The sequence below is a fragment of the Candidatus Sulfotelmatobacter sp. genome (assembly GCA_035504415.1).
Lineage (GTDB): Bacteria > Vulcanimicrobiota > Vulcanimicrobiia > Vulcanimicrobiales > Vulcanimicrobiaceae > Vulcanimicrobium.
In genome coordinates this window covers 23,990-49,334 of the sequence record DATJRY010000014.1, presented here as the reverse complement: position 1 = coordinate 49,334, position 25,345 = coordinate 23,990, and the positions used below count along the sequence as shown (strand labels likewise).

Below are 25,345 nucleotides of genomic sequence, written 5' to 3'. Positions count from 1 at the left end.
TTACCAGCGGTAGTGCGCGAAGGCCTTGTTGGCTTCGGCCATCTTATGAGTGTCCTCGCGCTTCTTGATCGAGGCACCCTGGTTGTTGGACGCGTCGAGCAGCTCGTTGGCGAGCTTCTCGGTCATCGAGCGGCCGGGACGCGAACGCGCGTACCCGATCAGCCAGCGCATCGCCATCGCCTGACGGCGGTCCGGACGGACCTCCATCGGGACCTGATAGGTCGCGCCGCCGACGCGGCGAGGACGGACCTCGACCTGCGGCATCGTGTTGCCCAGCGCCTGATTGAAGACGTCCATCGGATCGCGACCCGACTTGGTCGCGATCATCTCGAGCGCACCGTAGGTGATCTGCTCGGCGACGGACTTCTTCCCACGCAGCATCACCTTGTTGATGAAGCGCGCGAGCACTTTCGACCCGAATTTCGGATCGGGAAGGATGGGACGCTTGGGAACCGGGCCCTTACGCGGCATGTCTCTCGAGGCTTCCTTCTTCTACTTCTTCTTGACGTTGCGCTTGGCGCCGTACTTGGAACGGCCTTGCTTGCGATTCGCGGCGCCCGACGTGTCGAGCGTCCCGCGGATGATGTGGTAGCGCACGCCGGGCAGATCCTTGACGCGGCCGCCGCGGATCAGCACCACCGAGTGCTCCTGGAGGTTGTGGCCGATCCCCGGGATGTAGGCCGTCACTTCCTCACCGTTGGTGAGGCGAACACGCGCCACTTTGCGCAGCGCCGAGTTCGGCTTCTTGGGGGTGATCGTCTTGACCTGAGTGCAGACGCCGCGACGCTGCGGGTTGCCCGGCACCTCGAAGGTGCGGTTGGGCAGATCGGGGTGACCCGGCTTGGGTCCGGTCGAGACGACGCGGAACGCCGGGGTTTTCACCTTTTTCTGCTGTTTCTCGCGGCCCTTACGGACCAGCTGCGAAATGGTTGGCACTCAGTTCTCCGAACGCACACGAAATCGGCCACACCGCGCGGGTGGGCCGGAACCCTCGAAGCATACCATGCGCCACGGGGGGCGTCAACGAGCGGACCCCCCGTCCGCCCCGGCTCAGCCGGCGGCGAACCGCTCGACGATGGCGGCTAGCTCCTCAGGCGTTTCAACCGGCAGGTTGTGCCCGGCGTTGCGCAGGTTGACGAAGAGAGCCCCAGCGATCGGGTCCACGACGTCCCGCCGGACCCGGCTGGGGGGCGCCAGCGGGTCCTTCTCACCGGCCACCACGAGGGTCGGGACGTCGATCCGGTCGAGCCGATCCACGAACTCGGCCGAGCGGCCGTGCTCGTACCAGCCGAACCAGTGCTCGCGCTGGGCGATCAGGGCGTCCTCGACGATCCGTTCCATGACCTCCGGCGCCGGCAGCCGGGTCATCGCCCCGCGTTGGAAGCGCTCGATCCGCTTGCGCGACCCATAAACCTCCTCGGCGAGCGCCCGCTGCTTGGGCGCCTCCCGATAGGCGCGGGCGCTTCCCGGCGCGACCAGGATCAACTTCTCGATCGCGACGTTCCGCTCGGTCGCCACGTATTGCGCGACTTTGGCCCCCATCGAGTGGGCGACGACGACCGCCGGGCCGACGGCCGCGAGCGCCGCCCGCAGGTCGGAGGCGTAGCCGTCCAGATCGTGCCCGGCCATCGGCCGGTCGCTCAGTCCGGCCCCGCGGAAGTCCAGCGCGTAGCTGGTGAACCGGGCGGGGTCGAGCCGGTCCGCGACCTCGTACCACATCCGCCGCCCCGAGATCCAACCATGCGCGAAGAGCACCCGCCGCGGCCCGCCGCCCCGCCGCTCCACCGCCAACTGCACGTCGTCGTTGGTGATCAGCTCGACCTCACCCATGGCCCGGCTCAATGTGCCGCTGCGGCCGGCCCGGGATCAGGACGACGGCGAGCACCGCCGCGAGCGCGCACAACGCCACCGAAGCGAGCATGACGGCGCGGAAACCGTGCAGGTAGGCGCTCGGGTCCCCCGCGCCCAGGCGGGCGGCGCCCGGAGCGACGCGGACTAGGACGATGCCGAACACGGCGATCGCGAACAGCATCGCGCTGCGCGCCACGGCGTTGTTGAAGCCCGACGCCACGCCACTGTCCTGCGGCGGCGAGCAGTCGAAGACCGTCGTCGTCAGCGGCGCGACGAAGCAGGCGGTGCCCAAGCCGAGCACGACCGCGGCCCAGAAGTACGTCGTCCAATAGTTGGTAGCACCGACGCCGGGTCGTGCGTAGGCCAGCATCCCGCACGCCACCAGGGCCGCGCCGACGACGAGCGGGACGCGCGCGCCGATGCGCCCCATCAGGCCGCCCGCCCAGCGCGAGAGCAGCGCGTTGAGCAGGACGAACGGGAGCAGCGCCGCGCCGGCGTCGACCGGCGTGTAGTGCTGCACGTTGATCAGCAGATACGGGACGAAGTACAGGCTGCCGCCGAGCGCCATGTACAGGAACAGCGTGTAGATGTTGGCGCCGCTGAAGGCTCGCGAACGAAACAGATCGAGCGGAATCATCGGCGCGCGCGTACGATGCTCGACGACGACGAAGGCGATCGCCAGCACCAGCGCCAGCGCGAACAGGCCGAGCAGACGGGCGTCGATCGGACCGCTCTGCGCTTGCACCAGCCCGAACGTGAGGGCACCCAAACCGCCGGTCGCGAGGAGCGGCCCCACCACGTCGGGCCGCAGCGGCGCGTCGGGGTCGCGGCTCTCCGGGACGCGCAGCCAGCAGATTGCGATCGCCAGCGCCGCCAGCGGAAGATTGATCAGGAAGACGCCGCGCCACGACCAGTGCTCGGCGAGCCAGCCGCCCAGGACCGGACCGATGGCGCCGGTGGCCGACGCGAAGCCGGACCAGGTCCCGATCGCGCGGCCGCGTGCCGCACCGGAGAAGTTCGCGCTGATCAGCGCCAGCGACTCGGGGACCGCCAGCGCCGCACCGACGCCTTGCACCGCGCGCGCGGCGTTGACCACCACGATGCTGCCGGCCAGCGCACACCCGAGCGACGCCAGCGCGAAGATCGCCAGGCCGATCATGAACATCAGCCGCCGACCGTAGCGGTCGCCGAGCGCGCCGCCGAGCAGGATCAGCGAGGCGAGGAACAGCGTGTAGCCCTCGATCACCCACTGCAGCGAGCGAGCGTCGGCATGCAAGTCGCGCTGCATGATCGGCAGCGCGACGTTGACCGCGGTCTGGTCGATGAAACTCATCCCGGAGCCGATGACGGCCGCGATCAGCACCCACCGTTCTCGCACCCCGGACTAGAGCGCCGCCCGATCGGGTCGACCCTGCCTTTTTGATAGCCTGGCGAGCCAAGAGGAGCGAGCAACCAACGGCGAAGGTACGGCCGGACGTGGCACGAGCGAGGCAAGAACCCAAAGCGGCGCCGCCGATCCGGGTACCCAAGCGCCCGACCCCGGTCGATCGGATTCCGCGCATCGTCCGTGAGCCCACGCTCGCGGATCACCTGGCGATCATCAGCCGGGCCGTCTTTCAAGCGGGCCTTTCCTGGGCGATGGTCGACGCGCACTGGGACGACTATCGCCGCGCCTTCGACGAGTTCGACGTGCACAAAGTCGCCGCGTACGGCGAGGATGACGTCGAGCGGCTGATGCGCGCCGGCGGCATCGTTCACTCGCGACCGAAGATCGCCGGCACCGTTCGCAACGCGCGCACGCTGCTCGAGCTGACCACCGAGTTCGGCTCGATCGCGAGCTATCAACGCTCGTTTCCGAGCTACGACGCGTTGCGCCGCGACACCAAGAAGCGCTTCGCGTATTTGGGCGACCTCAACACGTACTATTGGGTCTTCCGCACCGGCGGCCAAGTCCCCGATCTCGAAGAGTGGATGCGCCAGCAGGAGCGCGACCACCCGCGCATGCGCGAGATGGTCACGCTCGCCAAACGTGAGGTCTGAGCCTCAGCGCGCGACGCCCGACTCGCGGCGCCAGATCGCGTTGGTCTGCTCGCGAATCGTTTCGGCGGAACCGGCGACGACCAGGTTCCCTTCCTGTGCCAGCTCGCGCAAGACGACGTCGGGGACGATCTGGTTGATCTCCATGACCGAGCGCGCGTAGTCGGCCATCGCGGCGCGCGCCAGCGCCGCGACGCCCTCGTCGCCCAGGCCGACCGCGGTCGCGTGCAAGAGGCCGTAGCTGAACGCGGCGAGGTTGAGCGCGGTGTCGTCGTCGCGCAGCCACTTGGTGACCTTCGTCTTGCGCGTCGCGCCGATCGCCGAGGCCGCATCGCCCAGCAGCGCCATCCAGGCCGACTTGAGCGGCGCGGCAGGATGGCCGCCCAAGCGCGCCAGCGCGATCTCGAGCGCGTCGATGTGCGCGCGGTTCTGGCTCGCGACGCGTTCGATGGTCGCCGCGACCGTGGGGTACGCGCCGAGCGCTTCGGCGTTGCGCTGACTGCCCAGCGGCTTCTCGATGTGGCGTTCGAGTGCCAGGAGATCGCTCACGTAGGCCTGCAGCGAGTGCCGCTCGCGCTCCTCGCGCTTGTCGGCTTCGTCGCTCGCGGCGCCGGTCGAAGCGTAGCGGACGGTCTGGGCGGAGGTGTCGCTGTCGTTCATCGCCCGCTCAACGTGCCCAGGCGCGGGCTCCGCTATGCCGAGCGACCGCTTCACGCTCGCGCGGTGTGGTGCCGGCGCTAGAGGTGCACGCGTTCGCGGGGCGTCGCCTGATCGGCACGCAAGCGAATCGCGAACGTCGTGCCGGCCGGTGAGGTGTCGGCCAGCGTCAGCGTGCCGCCGGCCCGTTCGACGGCACGCTTGGCGATCGCCAGGCCGAGCCCCGAACCTTCGACCTCGCCGCGTTCGCGGCCGCGGTAGAAGCGATCGAAGATCGCGTCGCGGTCCTCGCCATGGATGCCCGGGCCGTAGTCGCGGACGCGAATCTCGACGCCGCCTTCGACCGCGCGCGCGCGCACTTCGATCGGCGAGCCCGGCGCGTACTTGAGCGCGTTGTCGACCACGTTGGCGATCGCTTCGTGGATCTCGTCGCGATTGCCGATCACGGTGGCGTCGACGCCCAGGTCGAGGTCCAGCCGGCGCCCGGGGGCGATCAGCCGGCGGCCTTCGACGATCTGCTCGAGCAGCGGGCGCAGCTCGAACGGCTCGACCTCGCGGCGATCGTCGCCTTCCATGCGCGCCAACAGGACGAGGTTGTCGATCAGCGTGCGCATGCGCGCGCCTTCGAGCGCGATCGAGGTGAAGATCCGGCGCGAGCGCTCGTCGCCCTCGTCGGCGCGGCGGCGCAACAGGTCGATGTAGCCGAGCACGATCGTCAGCGGCGTGCGCAGCTCGTGACCGGCGTCGGCGACGAATTGCCGCATCTGCTGCTCGGCCAGCGCGCGTTCGGCGAACGCTGCGGCGACCTGCGCGGCGGCGGCGTTGTACGCCAGCGCGATGGCGTCGAACTCGCTCTTGCCGGCTACCGCGATCGACTGCGGCCGGAAGTCGCGCGCGGCGAAGCGCTGCAGAGCGTGCGTCACCTCGACCAGCGGCTGCAGTGCCTGCGAGGTGATGAAGCGCCCCGTCGCCCAGGCCAGCGCGCCGGCGAGCCCGCCGACGATCACCAAGCCGCCCAGCAGCCAGAGCGCGACGCGCTGCGTCGCGTCGGGATCCGGCAAGATGTCCATCCACCCGCCGACGAAATCGACCGTTTGCCGGCGGCCGCCGAACGCGGTCTGGATCGCCAACCCCAGGCGGCTACCCTGCAAGCGGTGCTCGCGCACGTCACCGTGGAACACTTGGCCGCCCATGACGATGGTCGCGGTGGGTTCGTGGTGCTGGTGCGGCGCGCTACCGCGCGGCGGCGGCGGAAACTGATAGGCGACGATGCGGATACCACTGCGCAACAAGCGCGCCTCCAGCTCGCGCGCCGAGTCGACGAACGTTTGGTGGCGCAGCAGCGCCCGCTCGCTGAAACCGACCGCCTCGCGTGCGTTGGCGTCGACGCCGTCGTCGACGAGCTGGACGTAGAAGTACAGCGCGACGACGGCCAGCGCGCCCATCACCAGCACGACCAACGCGACGCCCGCCACCACGTACCAGGAGGTCAGCCTACGCGCGAAGGTCGTGAACATTTCAGCGGCGCTCCGTGAGCCGCGGCGCTCGGTCCATCACCGGTATCTAGTGTGCCCGTAAGGCGTAGCCGGCGCCGCGGATCGTGCGGATCAGCTTCGGTTCGAAGCCGGCGTCGATCTTGGCGCGCAGGTACGAGACGTAGGTCTCGACCGCACCCGGGCCGACGTCGCGATCGGTCCCCCACACCAGATCGAGCAGCTGGTCGCGGGTGAAGACGCGCTCGGGGTTGCGCACGAACGTCAGCAGCAGCGCGTACTCGCGCGCCGAGAGGTCGATGTGGCGGTCGCCGCGCTTGACGTCGCGGCGGTCCAGATCGATCGAGAGGTCGGCGTACGAGACGATCGACGGCTGCTCGAGCCGCGGGCGGCGCAGCGCCGACTGCAGGCGCGCGACCAGCTCGGTCATCTCGAAGGGCTTGGGGATGTAGTCGTCGGCGCCGCGCCGCAAGCCGGTGATCTTGTCGTCCGTGTCGGCTTTGGCGCTGAGCATCAGGATCGGCGCCTCGGTGACGCGCCGCAGCATCGGCAACAGCTCGAGGCCGTCGACGAACGGCAGCATCACGTCCAGCACGATCGCATCCGGTCGCCAGTCGCGCACGATCTGCAGGCCGGTTCGGCCGTCGGGTGCGCTCTTGACCTCGAAGCCGTCTTCCCCCAGCCCGAGCTCGAGGAGCTCTCGCAGGTGCCGCTCGTCGTCGATCACCAGGACTCGTGCCACGCTGGCCATCCTACTGTTTGACGCTCCCTCCACCGGTGCCGAGCTCCGGCGCCCGCACCACGAAGATGCCGACGTTCGGAGCATACTGCAGGAATCCGCGTCCACCGCGGCCCCCGCGGCCTCGCCCTTCTCCCGGCCGGGGGCTCGCTCCCGGCGACGGCGAGGGTCTGGGCTCGGGGCTCGCGCCGGGCGCCGGCGGCGGCTCGGGGCCGCCCGCGCCGACGTCCAGGCCCTTCGCGGTCGCCTCGGCCGGGGTGAGCACGGTGCCGTACGAGCACGAGACCAGCGCGCGGAAGGGCTGCAACGCCGCGATCAGCTCGGGGCTGGGCGAGAACTGCGGCCGCGGAGCGGTCTGCGCGTTCGGGCCGACCGCGACTTCCGGCTGGAAACCGCCCGGCGGGCCCTCGGGGCCGCCCGGACCGCCTGGACCGCCGAAGCCGCCCCGACGCCCGCCGCCGCCGTTTCCGGCCTGCGCGTTTTGCGGGCGGCGGAACAAGCCCGGCGGGATCTGCGGCCCCAGCCCGAACCACCACGCGCCCTTGGCGTCGCCGTGCGGCGTGACCTCGACGCCGTCGACGGCCGGCAGCGTGGTCGCGCCGCCCGCGAACGCGTGCGCCGCGACCGCCAGCTGCGCGAGCGCCTTCTGCGCCAGCGGCTGCAGGTCGGCCGTGCACTCGGGCCGGGTGACCGCGACCGCGAGCGGATCGGTTCCGACCGGCGGCTCGACGAAGTGCAGCTGGCCGAAGCCGAACACGCCGCGCGGCCCGCCCGGACCGGGCGACGGGCTCGCCGCGGCTTGCGCCAGCTGCCGTCCGCCGCCGCGCATCCCCGGGATGTGCGCGCCGCCCGCGCCCGGTCGCGCACCGGTGTTGAAGCTGTACGAGAGCTGCAGCGTGCGCGGCGGCAGCGGATTGGCCGCCACCAGCAGCGGCGGCGCCCCGACGAGCGGTTCCGGCTCGGCGTACGCGAGCGTCGAGAAGTACCCGGTTTCGGTGTTGAACGCGTTGGTCTCGAACAGCGTGATCTGCCCGATCCCGAGCGGGTGCGAGATGCCCAGGCTCACCGAGACGTACGGCGCGAGGTGCTGGCTGTTGTCGATGCCGGCGTACTGCGCGTTGGCGAGGAACTCGAGGCCGCTGGGCGGGTTGAACGCGTCCAGCGTGAGGTTGGCTTTGTGCAACGGCCGGCCGTAGAGCTGCTCGAAGAGGACCAGCGTGCTGCCCACGCCGGTGAAGCGCGGATCGGCGGCGGCGTAGAACGACGAGTTGGTCGAGTACGACGGGATGACCGTGAAGTCGCGTCCCAATCCGAAGCGGCCGCTGATGTCGAAGCCCTGATAGACGCGCGTCGTGTCGTTGACCGGCTCGCTGACGTAGATGTTCGGCTCCGAGAACGGCGGCACCGGACACACGCTCGAGTAGTAGCCGACGACCGCGCCGTAGTACGGGCTGGTCGGCGAAAGCCCGGCGGCGGCGGCGGTCACCGCGGCGTTGACGAGCTGACCGGCTTGGCTCTGGCGGTACACGTCGGCGTTGAGGATCGCGCCGTCGGCGAACGCATGCGACCAGGTCGCTTCGTAGTCGATCGCCGACTGCTTGGTGGGCTGGTCGCCCGGACCGCTGACCTGCGCCGTGCCCGCGTAACAGTTCGTGCGCGCGGAGTTCGGATCGCTGTAGCTGCGCACGATCGCCGGTGCCGGCTGCGAGCTGCCGACCGACATCTGTCCGGTGAAGGTGTCGCGCTCGTTCGGCCGCCACGAGCCGGCGACGCCGCCCAGGATCGAGCTGCCCGACCCGGTGGTGTCCGCCAGCGAGAGCTGCGGCCCGACCGAGATCTTGTCGCTCAACTTGATCGAATCGGTCAGCGAGTACGTCGACGCGGCGACGCCGTTGACCGAACCGGTTTGGAACAGGCTGGTCCCCGTTTCGACCAGCGGATCGAACGAGGTCTGCGCGGCGAAGGTCGCCGCGTTGAAGGTGATGGTGTGGTTGTCCTTGGCGACCGTCGCCTGCGCGGCGATGCCGCGCGCCAAGGTGCTCGTTTGCGCCGAGTACGGCGAGGGGATGCCGGCGATGTAGCGATCGAGGTCGTTGGTCAGCTGGTGCTGCGAGGACTCGAACCCGGTGACTTGGATCGCCACCAGACCGGCCAGCTGCTGAACCGTCAGGTAATCGAAGCCGTACTTGCCGGTGCTCACGTTGTTCGGTCCGATGCCGCACGGGAGCGGCCCGGTGAACTGCGTGCACAGCGTGGCGACGTCGGTGTTGTTCTCGAGCGCCGTATAGATGACGTTGGTCGTGTCGGTCAGCTCGTAACGCAGCTTGATCAGATCGCCGGCGCTGGTCGACTCGCCCCCGTGGGGATACGTCAGGCCGCTCTCGTCCTCGTAATCCTGGAAGGTGAGCGGGTTGTTGCCGCCGCGTTTGGTCGTCATCACCGCGATCCCGAGCTTGCCGATCGAGCCGGTCTCGCCGAGCGACCAGTTGTATTTGTCGAAGGCGCCGTCCGCCACGCTCAGCCGCGACTGCCAGCTCTGCGTGGGCTGCAGGGTGGTGAAGTTGACGCCGCCGCCGAGCGCGCCGGCGCGCGCGCCGAAGCTCGCGCTGGCGCCGGTGAACAGGTCGGTCCCGATGCCGCGCAAGTTGACGGCCGTGCCGGGCGCGCCGAGCGGGATGCCGTCCAGCGTCACCGCGGTCTGCGACTCGTCGTGGCCGTGCAGCGAGATCGTCTGCGCCGCATCGGGGTCGTTCGACGCCGTGGTCACGTCGACGCCGGCCAGCGTGTTGAGCGCGTCGGCAAGCGAGTCGGAGATGCGTCGCACCGGACTGCTGTCGTCGACGTCGCTGGTCGAGACGACGGCCCGCGCGCGGACCGTGCCGATGACCCGCAAGCCTGACGTGCTCGTGTTGGCGTTGCCCGTTCCGGCGGACGCGGCCGCGGTCGGATTGTTGGGCACGCCGAGATCGACCGTCACGTCGACCTGCTTGTTGCCGAGCACTTCGAACGAGCGCGAGATGACCGGCAAATAGCCGGGCCGCGTGACCCGAATGCGGTAGATGCCCACCGGCACGTCGGTATACTTGACGATTCCTGTCTGATTGGTCAGCGCGCTGGCCTGGTTGGGGCCCAAGAGGAAGACGCGCGCGTTGCCGAGCGGCTTCTTCCCGTCGTCCTCGACGACGATGCGCACGATGCCGTCCTCGGAGTCGGATTGCGCGAAAATCGGCATCGCCGAGCTGAGGGGCACGACGAGCGAAAGCAAGAAGGCAAGACAACGGCTCGCCGTCCGGTGAGTCATCGTGCGAAATCCTGGCATCGCGCGCTGTGTTGTTTCTGAGACGGCGAGCGGCCGTCATATGCTCTCATCGATGCTTCACGTCGGGGCGCGCCGGCGGTAGGATAAAGGGACGAAGGAGACGGCATGAGCGCGGGCATCCCGACCACGATGCGAGCAGCGGTCCTCGACGGTGCCGGACCGCCCGATGCGTTCCACCTGCGCACCGTCGAGGTGCCGCGCTTGACGCGCAATCACGTGCTGATCGCGCTCGACTACGCGAGCGTCGGGACGTGGGACGCCCAGGCGCGTTCGGGCGCGTGGGGCACCGTGAGCCCCGGGAAGATCCTCGGTGTCGACGGCAGCGGCACCGTCGCCACGCTCGCCGCCGACGTGACCGGACTGCGGGTCGGCGATCGCGTCTACGCCTACAGCTACGACAACCCGCACGGCGGCTTCTACGCCGAGTACGCGAGCGTCTCGGCCGAGCGCGTCTGGCACGTTCCCCGCCAACTCGACCAAAAGGTCGCCGGCGCGATCCCGTGCGTCGCGCTCACCGCGCAGGCGTGCTTGGATGCGCTGCACCTGCGCTCGGGGCGGACGTTGCTCGTGTACGGCGGGAGCGGCGGCGTCGGCTCGCTCGCGGTCTGGCTCGCCGCCGGCGCGCGCGGCGAGAACGTCGTCGCGACCGGGCGTCCGGACGCGCACGACTATCTCCGCCGCCTCGGCGCCGCGCACGCGATCGATCCGCATCCCAGCAGCGGCGTGCCGGCGATCGCGCGCGTCGCGCCGAGCGGCTTCGACGCCGCGCTCGTCACCAGCGGCGGCGAGACGCTGGCGGCGTTCTTGGCGCACCTGCGCGACGGCGTCCCGTTCGCGTTCCCGAACGGCGTCGAGCCCGCACCGCACGCCGACGGTCATCGCGCCTTGGGCGCCGACGGTCCGATGTCGCGCCCCGCGTTCGAGGAGCTCAATCGTGCGATCGGGACCCGCACGATTCCTCTGCACGTCGAGAGCTTCGCGCTGGCCGACGTCGCGGCCGCGCACCGCCGCATCGAGCAGGGTCACGTGCTGGGCAAGATCGTGCTGCAGATCCACTCCTAGGGAACGGGGCGCGCGGTCAGGGCAACGCGTTCGCGATCGCGTCGAGGAAGCGTGCCCCGAAGTCGGCCAGCTTCTTCTCGCCCACGCCGCTGATCGCGCGCAGCTGGGCCGCGGTGCGCGGCAGCTCGCGCGCCATCGCTCGCAGCACGGCGTCGCTGAAGACGACGTACGGCGGGACGTCGCGTTCGCCGGCGATCTGGCGGCGCAGCGTGCGCAACACGCCGAAGACGTTCTGATCGTACTCGGCGGCGTCGTCGCCGGCGCCGCGCGCGGAGCGCGTCCGGCGAGCGGGCACGTGCGCGACGGCTTCGCGCACGACGATCGGCGTTCGTTCGACCAGCGCGCGGCGCCCGGCGTCGGTCAAGCCGACCACGTTGTGCCGGGCCGGATCTTGCGAGATCAGGCCGAGCCGCAACAGCTCGTCGGCCAAGTGACGCCACGCGGTGCGGTCGCGGTCCTTCCCGATACCGTAGGTCGAGAGACGGTCGTGGAACCAGCGCTCGATCTTCTCGGTCCGCGCGCCGACCAGCACGTCGACGACGTGCGCGATGCCGACGCCGTAGCCGTGCGACTCGCGCACGCGGTAGATGCACGAGAGCAGTTTCTGCGCGTCGAGCGTCGCATCGTACGAGGCGCGCGGTTCCAGGCAGTTGTCGCAGCCCTCGCAGTTCGGCGCCGGATAGGTCTCGCCGAAGTACGCCAGCAGCGCGCGCCGCCGGCAGTCGTTCGAGTACGCGAACCGGACGATTCGCTCGAGCTGCTCGCGCGCCGCGGGCTGCTCGCTCTCCGGCTTCTCGGCGACGAACCGCTCGACGCGCGCGATGTCGCCGTAGGCGAAGAACCAAGCGCACTCGGCGGGCAAACCGTCGCGTCCCGCGCGGCCCGTCTCCTGATAGTAGCCTTCGAGACTGCGCGGTACGTCCCAGTGCACGACGAACCGCACGTTGGACTTGTCGATGCCCATGCCGAACGCGATCGTCGCGCAGACGACGCGCACGTCGTCGCGGATGAACGCTTCTTGCCGGCGCGAGCGGGTCTGGGCGTCGAGCCCGGCGTGGTAGGCGACGGCCGGGATCCCCGCGCCGGCCAGCGCGTCGGCCAGCTTCTCGGTGTTGGCGCGGCTGCCGGCGTACACGATGCCGGCCTCGTCGTCCGGCCGCGCGCGCAGCCAGCGCAGCAGCGCGTCCAGGCTGCGCGGCGCGTGCAGCACGCGATAGGTCAGGTTGGGGCGATCGAACGAGGCGATGTGGACCGCCGGCCGCTGCAGCGCGAGCTGCGCGATGACGTCGTCGCGCACGCGCGCGGTCGCGGTCGCGGTGAACGCGCAACACGGTATGCCGGGAAAGCGCTGGCGCAGCCCGGCGATGCGGCGGTATTCCGGCCGGAAGTCGTGGCCCCACTCGCTGATGCAGTGCGCCTCGTCGACGACCAGGCGCGCGATCCCCCAGCGTTCGAGGTCGTCGGTGAACCCGGGCACGGTCAGGCGTTCGGGCGCGACGTAGAGCAGCTTGTAGGCGCCGCGCTCGAGCCCGTCGAGGCGGCGCCGCAGCTCGGACCACTCGAGCGAGGAGTTGAGCGCCGTCGCCGGCACGCCGGTGGTCTCGAGCGCGTCGACTTGATCCTTCATCAGCGCGATCAGCGGCGAGACGACGACCGTCAAGCCGTCGGTCAGCACCGCCGGCAACTGGAAACAGAGCGACTTGCCGCCGCCGGTCGGCAACAGCGCGAACACGTCGCGGCCGTCGAGGACGTCGCGCACGATCGCCTCTTGCGACGGTCGAAACGAGGTGAACCCGAACCAGCGCTCGAGGGCCTCGCGCAGCTCCGCCGCCTGGACTGCCATGGAGCTCATCGCTTCGCCGTCTGCGACGAAACGACCGTTCGGCGAGGCCCTCGCCGCGATCAGTTGAAGCTGCCGCTGCCCTGGACGCAGGTGCTCGACACGGTACCGTTGGCGCCGGTCAAGGCCGCTGCGGTCGCCGGGTAGACGAGGCTGGGCGTCACGCCGCTCCAGTCGCCGAAGAGCGTGTTCTGCGTCCCCGCCGTCACCCCGAGCGTGAACGTGCCGGCCGTGGTGCAGGTCACGGTGAACGCACCGGAGCCGCCGGGACTGGTGTCGATCGCGGGTTGCCCGATGGTGACCACGCCGCCCCCACCGGTCTGTACGACGGTCAGCGCCGGGTTGTCGAACGCGGTGCCGCTGATCACGTCGCCGTCGGCGTCACCGATGGCGGTGATCGTTCCGGTGCCGCCGTTGCCGCTCGCGGTGATCGTTTGATCGAAGTTCACCGTGCTGGCGACGCCGAGCGGCGTCAACGAAACGTTGGGCGAGCCGGTGGTGATGTCGGCCGTCGTCGAACCCTCGGAGAGCACGTTGTTGTTGGTGTCGTTCAACTCGCCGGCGAAGGTGTGCGTGCCGGTCAGCACGTCGAACGTCGCGGTGCAGACGGCCGGCGCGCTGCCGGTGCAATTCAGCGCGATCGGCGCCGCCGTGTCGACCCGCGCGTAGCCGCCGGTCGTCGCGGTGCCGACGAAGGCCGGCCGCTTCTTCGCGAAGCTGGTGGTCGCCGGGGCTTTGATGGTCAAGGTGACCTGCACGCGCTGCGCCGCCATCGGCGCGGTAGCGGACGGGCTCGAGCTGCTCCCGGACGGCGCGCCCGAACACGCTGCGAGCAGCGCGGCGGCCAGACTCGAGGCGAGAAGACCAGATTTCATCTCACTGTCCTTTCAAGACGAGAGCGTCGCGGCGAGCATCACGGTGAGCTCACCGTCACGGGGATCGAGGCGCTGCCGCCGTTGCGACTCGTCACCAGCAGCGTGGTCGCGCCCGGCGCGACCCCGGTGACGGTGAACGAGAAGACGGGCGGCGGCGCGGGCGGCGCGGGGGTCGCGCCGGCGGTCGGCGACGGGCTGGGCGTGGGGGCCGACGTCGGCGCGGACGTCGGCGTCGGCGCGCCGGTCGGCGCGGCCGTGGGGACGGGCGTCGGCCGCGGCGTCGGCACCGCGACGTTGACGACGCCCGGGCTGGTCGCGCTGACCGCGAAGCCGTCGATGTAGCCCGCCTCGCTGCAGGCGACGACGACGACGGTACCGGGCGCGAGCGCCAGCGTCGCCGGCGCGCACACGACCGGCGCCGGCGTCGGGATCGGGATCACGATGCCGATCGTCCCGCCGCTCGGAACCGGCGTCGGAGTCGGCGTCGGCGCCGGAGTCGGCGTCGGTGCCGGAGTCGGCGGCGGCGTCTGCGGCGGAACGGCGATCGGCGAGACGGACGGCGCGGGCGTCGGTGCGCCGAGCGACGCCGGCAGCGCGAGCAACGCGAACGAATACACGACTTCGCCCGCGAACGTGAACGCGCTCGCGTTCGGAGCGAACGCGATCGTCGTCCCGGTCACCGCGCCGGGACCTTCGAAGCCCAGTTGCCAACCGAGCGAGGGTCGGGTCGGATCGTAGAGCGCGACGAAGTACTGCGCGCCGCCGACGATGTCGCCGGCCGGCACGTCGAAAGTGAACGCCGGTCCCGACGGCAGCATCACCGGCGTACTAAAGTAGAGCTGCAGGAACACGAGCACGGTGGCGTTGCTTGTGCTCAGCGCGGCGACGGCACGTGCAGCCCGCGCGCTCCGCAGGTACCAAAGCGGCGGAACCCCGCTGAGCGCCTGATTCGTCAACAGCGCGGTCAGGGTCGCCGTGGTCGCGGTCTGCGGCGCCGGCAGCAGCAGCGTCGGCGCGAAGCCGTTGCCCGCGGGGAGCGGGACCGGCGGCGGCGACGCGCCGGTCGCGACCAGGTCGACCGTGGTCTGTTCCACCAGCGCGAACGGCGACGCGCTCGGCAACGCGACCGGGGTGGCCGTCGCCGACGGCCGCGCCGCCGAGGCAACGCTGCCCGGACCACAGGCAGCAAGGCCCGCAGTCACGAGAACCGCGCACGCCGTCATGGCGAGCCAGGCGATCCGTCGCACGAGAACGACCGATCGGCTCACCCGAGCGCCTCGCTCTTCTCATCGACGTGGTGGTGCACGCCTATCGTGAGCGCATCGCCGCGCCCACGTCTAGTATGCGTTCGATCACTTGACAAAGGGCAAGAACTGTGACCGCTAGGAGGCCGGGCACGACGCTCGGTATACCTGTACCGTTCCTGTCGCCGCGGAGGGTGTGCGGTGCGACTCGGTGCGTTCGTCGAGCAGCTCGGCGCATGGGCGGAACGCCCGTGCGTCCTGACGATCCTGGTCCCGGCCGTCGACGGCCGGCTCGCGATCGCGGGGATCCTGCGGCCGTACTTCAGCCTGGCCTCGATCCACGGGTGGGCGCTCGTCCCGCCGCAGCAGCACGGCGGCTTCGCCGCCATTCGTCTGCTGGAGCTCGAGCTGGAGCGCTCGAGCGCACGCGAGGTGATCGACGACGACGACGGCCGCCGGCTGCGCTATCGCCGGCACGACGAGATGCTCTGCGAGCTGACCCGCGACGCGGCGCCCTTCACCGCCCCGCCGCGCCGGACACGCCGGGGGCGCTACCTCTATGTCGGCGGCCGCCGGCGGCCGGTTCCCGAGCCGTGGATGCTCGAGTGACGCCAGGACTTCCGCCGCCACGCGCGCACCTGGCACGGCGATGGTGCTCGTCGTGCTCGCGGTGGCGGCAGCGCTCGCCGGCCTGCGGGTCGGCGTGCGGCTGGTGCGCACCGCCGGCGGCACGCCGCTGACCGACGCGCCGGCCGACGGCACGCAGCGCATCACGGCCGTCGTCCCGGTGTTGAACGAAGAGCACCGCCTCGGCCCGGCGCTCGCGGCGCTGGCGGCGTGCGGACCCGAGCTGGCGGCGATCCTCGTCGTCGACGGCGGCTCGACCGACGGCACGGAGACGCTGGTGGAGCGCTTCGCCGCGAACGAACCGCGGCTGCGCCTGATCGCCGCCGGACCGGCGCCGGCCGGCTGGAACGGCAAGGCGTGGAACCTCGAGACGGGCTTGCGCGCGACGCGCACGCAGTGGATCGCCACCGTCGACGCCGACGCATGCGTCGGCGCGCACCTGCTGGCCGCCGGCGTCGCGCGGTTGCGCGATGCGCGCCTGGTCGCGCTCAGCGTCGCGACGCGCCAACGTCTGCCCGACGCGGGCGCCGGGCTGCTGCATCCGGCGTTCCTGACCACGCTCGTCTACCGCGCCGGCATCCCGAACCAGGCGACCCGCGACCCGCTGCGCGTGCAAGCGAACGGACAGGTCTTCGTCGCGCGCACCAACGGTCTGTTGGCGTGCGACGCGATCGGCGCCGCACGCGCGTCGCGCTGCGAGGACGTCACGATCGCGCGCACGCTGGCGGCCGACGGCGGTCGGGTCGGCTTCTACGAAGGCGACGCGGTCGTGCGGATGCACGACTCGTGGCGCGACTGCGCCGCGAGCTGGCCGCGTTCGCTGACCTTGCGCGATCGATACGTGACGCCGGCGCGCTTTTGGCTGACGTTCGCCGAGCTGGTCCTCGCGCAAGGGATGCCGTTGCCGCTGCTCGTGCTGGCCTTCGCGGCCGGCAAGGTGGTCACCGGCGCGGCGTTCGTGCGCACGGTGGCGACCGCGCTGGTCGCGATGCGTGTCGGCGTGCTGGTGGGGACCCGGCGCGCGTACGTGCGCCCGCCGTGGACCTACTGGCTCTCGCCGCTCGCCGATCTCCCGGCGCTCGCACTCCTGGGCGCGAGCGCGCTGCGCCGCCGGCACACCTGGCGCGGGCGCACGCTGGTGGACGAGCCGGCGTGAAGCGCGTCGCGTGGGCGCTCGTCATCGCGCACGTGGTCGCGATGGTGTTCGGCCTGTTCGGCATCCTGATCGCGATCCCGCATCCGGAGCTGTGGGCGCACTCGCCGGGTGCCGCGGCGTTCTACACCTTCGCGCTCGAACGGGCCGGCGGCACGGGGATGATCCTCGGCGCGCTGGCGATGCTGGCGTACGGCGGGTGGGCGTACGGCTGGCGGCGCACGCTGCTCTTCTTCGTGGCCGCGACGGTGCTCTCGGCGACCGCCGAGCTGACTGGAACGAAGACCGGATGGCCGTTCGGCGGCTACGCGTACCTGGCGTTCCTGGGTCCGAAACTCTTCGGCCGCGTGCCGTTCACCATCCCGCTGGCGTGGTTCTACATGGGCTTCGCCTCGTTCGTGCTGGCCGACACGATCGTGCGCGCGCGACCGCGCCGCACGCTCGCGTCGATCGTCCTGGGCACCTACTTCCTGGTCGCGTGGGACCTCGTGCTCGATCCGTCGATGGCGGCGCCGCAGTTGCAGTACCTGCACTTTTGGCAATGGTTCGAGCGCGGTCCGTATTTCGGGATGCCGCTGCGAAACTTGGCAGGCTGGTTCGGCACGGGCCTGGCGTTCATCGGCCTCGCGCGCTGGTCGTGGCACGAGCGCTCCGCTCCCGCCTCGCCGGCGGCGATGCCGTACGCCGTCTACGCGACCAACGTCGCCTGGTCGATCGTGCTCGCGTTGGCGGCGGGAATGTGGCCGGTCGCGCTGATCGGGGTCGCGCTCAGCCTCGCGCCCGCGACGCTCGCCGTGCGGCCGCGGCCGCGGCGCGCGCGGCTCGCCGGCGCCCGGTGAGCCGCTACCCACCGCTCGGCGCGCTCGGCCCGCGGCTGATCGCGCACTGGGCGCTCGCGACGCAGACCGCCGCCGTCGACGTCGGCGGCCTCGAGCACCTGCCGCGCGCGGGGCCGGCACTGATCGTCGCGCGGCACTACCACCATCTGCTCGACGGCGCCGTGCTGTTGACGCGGCTGCCGCGGCCGGTGCACATCGTCGTCGCGCTCGACTGGACGGCGAACGCGCGGCAGCGCCGCTGGATGGAGCGCGCCTGCGCGCTGGCCGGTTGGCCGGTCGTCCTGCGGCCAGCCGCGCTCCCGCACGCGCGCGCCTTCGCGGCGAGCGAGCTGATGGGCTATCTGCGCCGCGGACTGCGGGACGCCGCGCACCTGTTGCGCGACGGCCGCGTCGTCGTGGTGTTTCCGGAAGGGTATCCGCTCGTCGATCCCACGCCGGGCGATGCGCCGCGGCCGGCACGCGACGGCGACGGGTTTCTCCCGTTCGCGGCCGGCTACCGAACGATCGCGAACCTGGCGCAGCGCGCCGGCGCGAGGGTCCCGCTCGTGCCGCTCGGCTTCGCCTACGCGCGTACCGGCGAACGCTGGCGCATCGACGCACGCCTGGGCGCCCCGCTCGCACCCGACACGCCGCCCGACGCGGTCGAACGCGCCGTTCGCGCCCTTAGCCAGGCGGCCGACGGGAGCAGCGGGTGAGGCCCCATTCCGTGGGTAACGCTCGGCCATGGATGCTTCGGATCGTCCGCGCGCCCCGTTGGCGTTCCTGCGGCAACTCGGCCGCGACCGCTTCGGCCTCGCCGAAGCCGCTCGTTCCGACGCCTCGGCGGCGCTGACGCCGCGCACCGCGACCGCCGACAAAGTCGTGCAGTCGGTGTGCCCGTACTGCGCGGTCGGCTGCGGTCAACGGATCTACGTCAAAGACGACAAGGTCGTGCAGATCGAGGGCGATCCGGACTCGCCGCTCTCGCGCGGCCGCTTGTGTCCAAAAGGCTCCGCGAGTCGCACGATGACGCAGAGCCCGCTGCGCGAGTACAAGGTGAAGTACCGCCGCCCGCACGGCACGCGCTGGGAGTCGCTCGACCTCGACACGGCCGTCGACATGATCGCCGACCGCGTCATTGCGACGCGCGAAAAGACATGGGAAGACCGTGACGCGCAGGGACGGCCGCTGCGGCGCACGCTCGGCATCGCCAGCCTCGGCGGCGCGACGCTCGACAACGAAGAGAACTATCTCATGAAGAAGCTCTACACGGGCTTGGGGATAGTGCAAGTCGAGAATCAAGCCCGAATTTGACATAGCTCGACGGTGCCTGGTCTAGGCACCTCATTCGGCCGCGGCGGGGCCACGACGTTTCCGGCGGACCTGCAAAACAGCGACTGCATCCTCATCATGGGCTCGAACATGGCGGAGAACCATCCGGTCGGGTTCCAATGGGTGATGGAAGCGCGCGAGCGCGGTGCGCGCGTCATCCACGTCGACCCGCGCTTCACCCGCACCAGCGCCGTCGCGCACGACTTCGTACGCATCCGCCCGGGCTCCGACATCGCGTTCCTGGGCGGCATCATCAAGTACGTGCTCGACAACGGGTTGTGGTTCGACGAGTACGTCAAGGCCTACACCAACGCGTCGACGATCATCGACGAGCGCTACCGCGACACCGAGGAGCTCGACGGTCTCTTCTCCGGCTTCGATCCCGCAGCCCGGGAGTACGACTTCACCTCGTGGCAATACCGCGGCATTGCGATGCACGGCGCCGCCGGTCAGCGCACGAGCGCGCAGTCCGGTGAGGGCTCCGGCAAGGGCGGGAGCGGCCCGACATTGCAGCACGGCAAACCGCCGCACGTCGATCCGACGCTGCAAGATCCGTTCTGCGCCTTCCAGATCCTCAAACGGCACTTCGCGCGCTACACGCCGGAGATGGTGGAGAAGATTTGCGGGACGCCGGCGGCGGACTTCCTCAACGTCGCCAAGGCGATGGCCGAGAACTCCGGGCGCGAACGGACGACCGCCATCTGCTACGCGGTCGGGTGGACGCAGCACACCGTCGGCGTGCAATACATCCGGACCGCCTCGATCCTGCAACTGCTGCTCGGCAACATCGGGCGCCCCGGCGGCGGCATCCTCGCCCTGCGCGGCCACGCTTCAATCCAAGGCTCGACCGACATCCCCACGCTGTTCGACATCCTGCCGGGCTACATCCCGACGCCGATGGTCGACCACACCGACCTGAAGACGTTCGTCGACGCCGTTTCGTCGAAGGCCGGCTACTGGGCGCACATGGACGCCTACACGGTCAGCCTGCTCAAATCGTGGTACGGCGATCGCGCCACGCCGGAGAACGAGTTCTGCTTCGGCTACCTGCCGCGGGCAACCGGCGACCACTCGACGTATCCGTCGATCCTGGCGATGCTCGACGGCAAGGTGCCGGGCTTCTTCGTCGTCGGCGAGAACCCGGCGGTCGGCTCCGCGAACGCATCGCTCCATCGCCGCGCGATGGCGAAGCTGGACTGGCTCGTCGTGCGCGACCTGTTCGAGATCGAGAGTGCGGCGTTCTGGCACACCTCGCCGGAGATCGACCGCGGGGAGCTGCGCACCGAGGACATCAAGACCGAAGTCTTCTTCCTCCCCGCCGCCGACCACACCGAAAAGAAAGGCTCGTTCACCAACACGCAGCGGCTCTTGCAATGGCGCCATCAGGCGAAAGAGCCGGTGGGCGACTGCCGCTCGGAGCTGTGGTTCTACTACGAGTTGGGCAAACGCATCCGCGCCAAGCTGGCCGCGAAGAACGACCCGAAGGACCGCGCGGTGCTCGACCTCACCTGGGACTACCCGACCACGGGATCGCAGCACGATCCCGACGGTGACGCGGTCCTGCAAGAGATCAACGGCTACGACGCCGAGGACAAGCCGATCTCGACCTACACGCAACTGAAGGCGGACGGCTCGACGCGAGCGGGCTGTTGGATCTACTGCGGCGTGTACGCCGACGGCCAGAACATGGCAGCCCGACGGAAGCCCGGCAACGAGCAGAGCGAGATCGCGCCCGAATGGGGCTGGGCGTGGCCGGCCAATCGGCGCATCCTCTACAACCGCGCTTCCGCCGATCCGGCCGGCAAACCGTGGAGCGAGCGCAAGAAACTCATGTGGTTCGACGAGGCGAAGGGCGAGTGGACCGGCCCCGACGTCCCCGACTTCGACAAGACGAAGCGACCCGACTACGTGCCGCCCGACGGCGCGACCGCGGAGAAGGCGCTCGACGGCGTCTCGCCGTTCATCATGCAAGGCGACGGCAAAGGCTGGCTGTTCGCGCCCGACGGGCTGCTCGACGGTCCGTTGCCGACCCACTACGAGCCGGAGGAGTCGCCCTTCAAGAACGCGCTCTACACGCAGCGCGCCAGCCCGACCCGCGAGCACTGGCCGCACGTCCACAACGAGCTGCAGCCGGTCGACGGCGATCCGCACGCGCGCGTGTACCCGTTCATCACGACGACCTACCGGCTGACCGAGCACCACACCGCAGGCGGGATGTCGCGCATGGTGCCGCATCTCTCCGAGCTGCAGCCGGAGATGTTCTGCGAGATCAGCCCCGCGCTGGCGCGCCTGCGCAACCTCGAGAACGGCGGCTGGGCGACGATCATCACCGCCCGCAGCGCGATTGAGGCGCGCGTGCTGGTCACCGAGCGTATGCACGACGAGTGCGTCGAGGGCCGCACGACCTGCGTCGTCGGGCTGCCGTACCATTGGGGCTTCCAAGGCCTGGTGACGGGCGACGCGGCCAACGACCTGTGGCCGATGACGGCCGACCCGAACGTGCACATCGGCGAGTCGAAGGCGACGACCTGCGACATTCGTCCCGGCCGGCGGCCGCGCGGACGCGCGGTGGTCGAGCTGCTCAACGAGTACCGCACCCGCGCGGGACTGGAGACGGAGGACTGATGGAGCTCTTCGACGCGACCGGCGCGCCGCGCGAACAAGCCACCTACGGCGACGAGGCGCAGCCGCGCGTGGGCTTCTTCACCGACACGACGCTGTGCATCGGCTGCAAAGCGTGCGAGGTCGCGTGCAAGGAGTGGAACCAGATCCCCAGCGACGGCTACGACTTCAGCGGCGAGTCGTACGACAACACCGGCGCGCTCTCCGCGACCACCTGGCGCCACGTCGCGTTCGTCGAACAGTCCGGGCGCTGGCTGATGGAGTCCGACGTCTGCAAGCACTGCACGCACGCGGCGTGCCTGGACGTCTGCCCGACCGGTGCGCTCTTCCGCACCGAGCACGGCACGGTGGTCGTGCAGCAGGACGTTTGCAACGGCTGCGGCTACTGCGTGCCGGCCTGCCCGTTCGGCGTCATCGGGCGCTCCGAAGAGACCGGCCGCGCCGCCAAGTGCACGCTCTGCTACGACCGGCTCAAGGACAACGAGGAACCCTCCTGCGCGAAGGCCTGTCCGACGCAGTCGATCCAATTCGGCGAGCTCGACGAGCTGCGCGCGCGGGCCGACGCACGACTGGCCAAGGTGCGCGAAGGCGGGATGTACACCGACGCGTCGCTCTATCTCCGCGACCAGAACGACGGGATCGGCGGCGGCGGTTCGATGTTCCTGTTGCTCGACAAGCCCGAGGTCTACGGTTTGCCGCCGGATCCGATCGACACCACACGCGATCTGCTGTCGATTTGGAAACACGCGGGCCTGGCCGCGCTCGCGATCGTCGGCGTCACCGCGCTGGCGGCGCTCGGAACGAAGCGGCAATGAGCGACTCGTACTACGGCAAGCCGATCGTGCGGCCGCACATCTGGGGCTGGTACATCGACGTCTACTTCTGGCTCGGCGGCTTGGCCGGTGCCGGCGCGGTCGCGATGGCGTGCGCCCGCATGCGCGGCGCGCACAAGCTCGCGAACGCCGAGAAGCGCGCGGCGCTGGCCGCGATCGCGCTCGCCGGACCGCTGCTCATCGTCGACCTCGGTCGGCCCGCACGCTTCTACAACATGCTGCGCGTCTTCAAGCCGACCTCGCCGATGAGCGTGGGGACGTGGATCTTCAGCGCGTACGGCGCCGCGCTCGGCGGCTCGACGCTGGCCGAGTTGCTGGGCTGGCGGCGCACCCAGTACGCCGGTGAGGCACTGGCCGGCCTGGTCGGCCCGGCGCTGGCGACGTACACGGCCGCGCTGGTCGCCGACACCGCGACGCCGGCGTGGCACGAAGCGCACGACGTGCTGCCGTTCCTGTTCGCCTCGAGCGCGGTGGCGGCCGCCGGCTCGGCGGGCGTCGCGTTCGCGCCGCTCGCCGAAAGCGGATCGGCACGACGGCTGATGATCGGCGGTGCGCTCGCGATGGTCGGCGTCGGCGGAATCATGGAGACACGGCTGGGGCCGCTGCTCGCCGAGCCGTACCACACGGGCCGGGCCGGCGCGCTGCAGCGCGCGACCAACACGCTCGCCCTGACCGGCGCCGTGCTCGGCCTGCTCGGCCGGCGCAGCCGCACCGTCTCGACGATCGCGGCCGCGTGCGTCGCGGCGGCCGGGATGTGCGAGCGCTTCACCGTGCTGGCGGCCGGCAAGCAATCGGCACTCGATCCGAAGTACACCGTCGAGCCGCAGCGCGCCCGCATGGCCGCGCGCGAGAAAGCGCAGCCCCCGGCCGCCTGATCGGGTCGTACGGCGCGATGCTCGATCTCGATCTCACCGGAAAAGTCGCCGTCGTCTCCGGCTCGACGGCCGGCATCGGCTATGCCGCCGCCGAGGGACTCGCCGCGCAAGGCGCGCGCGTCGTCGTCACCGGCCGAACCCGAACGCGCGTCGACGATGCGATCGCCCGCATTCGCGGCGCGGTCCCGCGCGCCGACGTGAGCGGCTTCGCCGGCGATCTCGCCACCGCGGCCGGCTGCGAGGCGCTCGTCGCCGCGCACCCGCTCGCCGACGTCCTCGTCAACAACCTCGGCATCTTCGAGCCCAAGCCGTTCGAGCAGATCGACGACGCGGACTGGCTGCGCTTCTTCGAGGCCAACGTCCTGAGCGGCGTGCGGCTCACCCGCGCGTACCTACCGGGGATGAAAGCGCGCAACTGGGGCCGGGTGATCTTCGTCTCGAGCGAGTCGGGCCTGCAGATCCCCGTCGAGATGATCCATTACGGCGTCACCAAGACCGCGCAGATCGCCTTGGCGCGCGGCATCGCCGAAAGCGTGGCCGGTACCGGCGTGACCGTCAACAGCGTGCTGCCCGGTCCGACGAAGTCCGAAGGCGTCGGCACGTTCGTCAAGCAACTGGCCGAGCGCAGCGGCGTGAGCGAAGCCGAGATGGAGCGCCAGTTCTTCGAGACCGCGCGCCCGACGTCGCTGCTCAAGCGCTTCCTCACCTCCGACGAGGTGGCGAACCTGATCGTCTATCTCTGCACGCCCGCCGCGTCGGGGACGAGCGGCTCCGCCCTACGCGTGGACGGAGGCGTCGTCCGCGCGATCCCGTAGCGCGAATTTTTCAAGCCTGATACGCGACGGCATCGCGAGTGCGCTACTCTCATTTTCGATAGCGACTTCAAGGAAACGAAAAGGCAGCAATTCGACGCGGTCGTAAAACGCAAGACGGCGTACGCGAGTCATGATCATTGCACACGCGCACGCGTCATTGTTTCAAACCATGTTGAGGAGAACTCGGGTGGAATCACATTCCATGCGTCTCTCGCGCCTTTCGTTCGTCGCCGCAAGCGGTGCCTTCTTGGCGTCCTGTTCGGGAGGCGGGTCAATCCCCCGGCCGTCGACCTCCGGCTCCCCCGGCTCGGCCGATCCCGCGTCACTTCGCATTTCAGCGCGACAGGGGACGACCGCACTCGGCCATAGCGGGTTCCAAGTCAGCTCGAGTCAAAGCGGGCACGCGCTCGCGATTCATACGACCTCGGGAGACTTTCTCGGGAGCTTCGCGTTCGGCGCCGCATTCACGCGCTCGACATCGTCGAATGGTAGCCGCCTCGTGTTGAGCGCCGCGCTGCCCAAACGGCCCGGTTGGTATACCACGTCGAGCGGTCGCTTCAAGATTGGCGCGATGAAATCCGGAGCCCCCGCGACCTTGGCGGAGGACGCTAGTGGCACTCAGCGGCTCGCGTATTACACTACCGACGGCCTGTGCCACGTCGTCGACTCGCTCGGAAATCGGGCCGCGGCCTCGATGCGAGCTTCGGATGGAACCTATCGCATCGCCGCCGTCGTCGACAACGTCGGCCTCTGGCGCGGCGACGACGATTTCACCGGGAGTGCCGGCGCGTATCCGCAGAGTCAAGGCCTCATTGCCTCGCCGTTCGCGAGCCTCAAAAAGCCCATGATCGTCAAGGCGCCTACGCCACCGTCCGGCGGTGACGATGGCGGCGACGGGGATTTCGGCGATGGCTATGAAGGTGATCTCGGCGAGATCACGTCCGCCGATGACGACGACATCGGTGAAATCGCGTTCAACCAGGCACAGTGCGAAGACCTCGACTTCTATGGTTCGGCTGTCGGCGCCGCAGGACTCGTCATGCTCTTCATGCCCGGCATGCAAGTGGCAGCCGCGGCTGCCGGAGCGGTAGGCGGAGTCGCGGCGATCCTCCAACATTTCGGATGCGGCGTTACCGCCGGCGGACTCGCCTAA

General features: G+C 70.2%; 22 protein-coding genes. 11 read left to right on the top strand and 11 right to left on the bottom strand.

The features are described from left to right. From rpsG to VMD91_12480, 4 genes are all read right to left on the bottom strand, one after another. On the bottom strand, positions 1-471 hold the full coding sequence (gene rpsG, locus VMD91_12495) for a 30S ribosomal protein S7 (GenBank protein HTW84884.1): 471 nt from the start codon (positions 469-471) through the stop codon (positions 1-3). Between the two features lie 21 nt (positions 472-492). Beyond that, the gene (gene rpsL / locus VMD91_12490) at positions 493-936 is read right to left on the bottom strand and encodes a 30S ribosomal protein S12 (GenBank protein ID HTW84883.1); all 444 of its coding nucleotides are present in this window, start codon (positions 934-936) and stop codon (positions 493-495) included. A gap of 114 nt (positions 937-1,050) precedes the next feature. After that, a complete protein-coding gene (locus VMD91_12485; GenBank protein ID HTW84882.1) occupies positions 1,051-1,830 on the bottom strand; it encodes an alpha/beta hydrolase in 780 nt (259 codons plus the stop codon). Continuing rightward, on the bottom strand, positions 1,823-3,214 hold the full coding sequence (locus tag VMD91_12480) for an MFS transporter (GenBank protein ID HTW84881.1): 1,392 nt from the start codon (positions 3,212-3,214) through the stop codon (positions 1,823-1,825). The genes VMD91_12485 and VMD91_12480 overlap by 8 nt, the downstream gene beginning before the upstream one ends. 113 nt (positions 3,215-3,327) lie before the next feature. On the opposite strand from VMD91_12480, the gene VMD91_12475 reads away from it, so the two are divergent. After that, positions 3,328-3,891, top strand: a complete 564-nt coding sequence (locus VMD91_12475) for a DNA-3-methyladenine glycosylase I (protein ID HTW84880.1) — start codon at positions 3,328-3,330, stop codon at positions 3,889-3,891. Positions 3,892-3,894: 3 nt separating this feature from the next. Here VMD91_12475 and VMD91_12470 read toward each other — a convergent pair whose 3' ends face one another. From VMD91_12470 to VMD91_12455, 4 genes are all read right to left on the bottom strand, one after another. After that, positions 3,895-4,548: a DUF892 family protein gene (locus VMD91_12470; protein ID HTW84879.1), complete on the bottom strand. Its 654-nt coding sequence runs from the start codon at positions 4,546-4,548 to the stop codon at positions 3,895-3,897. Between the two features lie 77 nt (positions 4,549-4,625). Beyond that, positions 4,626-6,062 (bottom strand): HAMP domain-containing sensor histidine kinase, encoded by a 1,437-nt coding sequence (locus VMD91_12465; GenBank protein HTW84878.1) that lies wholly within the window; start codon positions 6,060-6,062, stop codon positions 4,626-4,628. Positions 6,063-6,108: 46 nt separating this feature from the next. After that, positions 6,109-6,780, bottom strand: a complete 672-nt coding sequence (locus tag VMD91_12460) for a response regulator transcription factor (GenBank protein ID HTW84877.1) — start codon at positions 6,778-6,780, stop codon at positions 6,109-6,111. 10 nt (positions 6,781-6,790) lie between these two features. Beyond that, positions 6,791-10,009, bottom strand: coding sequence for a TonB-dependent receptor (locus VMD91_12455; protein HTW84876.1), 3,219 nt, complete (start codon positions 10,007-10,009; stop codon positions 6,791-6,793). A 192-nt stretch (positions 10,010-10,201) separates the two neighbouring features. On the opposite strand from VMD91_12455, the gene VMD91_12450 reads away from it, so the two are divergent. Further along, positions 10,202-11,158 (top strand): NADP-dependent oxidoreductase, encoded by a 957-nt coding sequence (locus tag VMD91_12450; protein ID HTW84875.1) that lies wholly within the window; start codon positions 10,202-10,204, stop codon positions 11,156-11,158. A 16-nt stretch (positions 11,159-11,174) separates the two neighbouring features. Here VMD91_12450 and recQ read toward each other — a convergent pair whose 3' ends face one another. From recQ to VMD91_12435, 3 genes are read right to left on the bottom strand one after another with little or no spacing between them, the layout of a single operon-like run. Further along, positions 11,175-13,010, bottom strand: coding sequence for a DNA helicase RecQ (gene recQ, locus VMD91_12445; protein ID HTW84874.1), 1,836 nt, complete (start codon positions 13,008-13,010; stop codon positions 11,175-11,177). Between the two features lie 50 nt (positions 13,011-13,060). Further along, complete coding sequence (locus tag VMD91_12440) at positions 13,061-13,873, bottom strand: hypothetical protein (protein ID HTW84873.1); 813 nt, start codon at positions 13,871-13,873, stop codon at positions 13,061-13,063. 38 nt (positions 13,874-13,911) lie between these two features. Then, positions 13,912-15,141 (bottom strand): hypothetical protein, encoded by a 1,230-nt coding sequence (locus VMD91_12435; protein ID HTW84872.1) that lies wholly within the window; start codon positions 15,139-15,141, stop codon positions 13,912-13,914. A gap of 177 nt (positions 15,142-15,318) precedes the next feature. Here VMD91_12435 and VMD91_12430 point away from each other — a divergent pair, with 177 nt between their 5' ends. From VMD91_12430 to VMD91_12390, 9 genes are all read left to right on the top strand, one after another. Next, positions 15,319-15,726 (top strand): hypothetical protein, encoded by a 408-nt coding sequence (locus tag VMD91_12430; GenBank protein HTW84871.1) that lies wholly within the window; start codon positions 15,319-15,321, stop codon positions 15,724-15,726. Between the two features lie 43 nt (positions 15,727-15,769). Beyond that, positions 15,770-16,900, top strand: a complete 1,131-nt coding sequence (locus tag VMD91_12425; GenBank protein HTW84870.1) for a glycosyltransferase family 2 protein — start codon at positions 15,770-15,772, stop codon at positions 16,898-16,900. After that, positions 16,897-17,736, top strand: a complete 840-nt coding sequence (locus VMD91_12420; protein ID HTW84869.1) for a carotenoid biosynthesis protein — start codon at positions 16,897-16,899, stop codon at positions 17,734-17,736. The genes VMD91_12425 and VMD91_12420 overlap by 4 nt, the downstream gene beginning before the upstream one ends. Beyond that, entirely contained in the window at positions 17,733-18,431 is a 699-nt protein-coding gene (locus VMD91_12415; GenBank protein ID HTW84868.1) for a 1-acyl-sn-glycerol-3-phosphate acyltransferase, read from the top strand. Before VMD91_12420 ends, VMD91_12415 begins: the two co-directional genes overlap by 4 nt. Before the next feature lie 28 nt (positions 18,432-18,459). Next, entirely contained in the window at positions 18,460-21,672 is a 3,213-nt protein-coding gene (gene fdh / locus VMD91_12410; GenBank protein ID HTW84867.1) for a formate dehydrogenase, read from the top strand. Continuing rightward, entirely contained in the window at positions 21,672-22,484 is an 813-nt protein-coding gene (locus VMD91_12405; GenBank protein HTW84866.1) for a 4Fe-4S dicluster domain-containing protein, read from the top strand. The genes fdh and VMD91_12405 overlap by 1 nt, the downstream gene beginning before the upstream one ends. Next, positions 22,481-23,377 (top strand): NrfD/PsrC family molybdoenzyme membrane anchor subunit, encoded by an 897-nt coding sequence (gene nrfD, locus VMD91_12400; protein ID HTW84865.1) that lies wholly within the window; start codon positions 22,481-22,483, stop codon positions 23,375-23,377. The genes VMD91_12405 and nrfD overlap by 4 nt, the downstream gene beginning before the upstream one ends. 17 nt (positions 23,378-23,394) lie before the next feature. Further along, entirely contained in the window at positions 23,395-24,192 is a 798-nt protein-coding gene (locus VMD91_12395) for an SDR family oxidoreductase (protein HTW84864.1), read from the top strand. A 502-nt stretch (positions 24,193-24,694) separates the two neighbouring features. After that, positions 24,695-25,345, top strand: coding sequence for a hypothetical protein (locus tag VMD91_12390; GenBank protein HTW84863.1), 651 nt, complete (start codon positions 24,695-24,697; stop codon positions 25,343-25,345).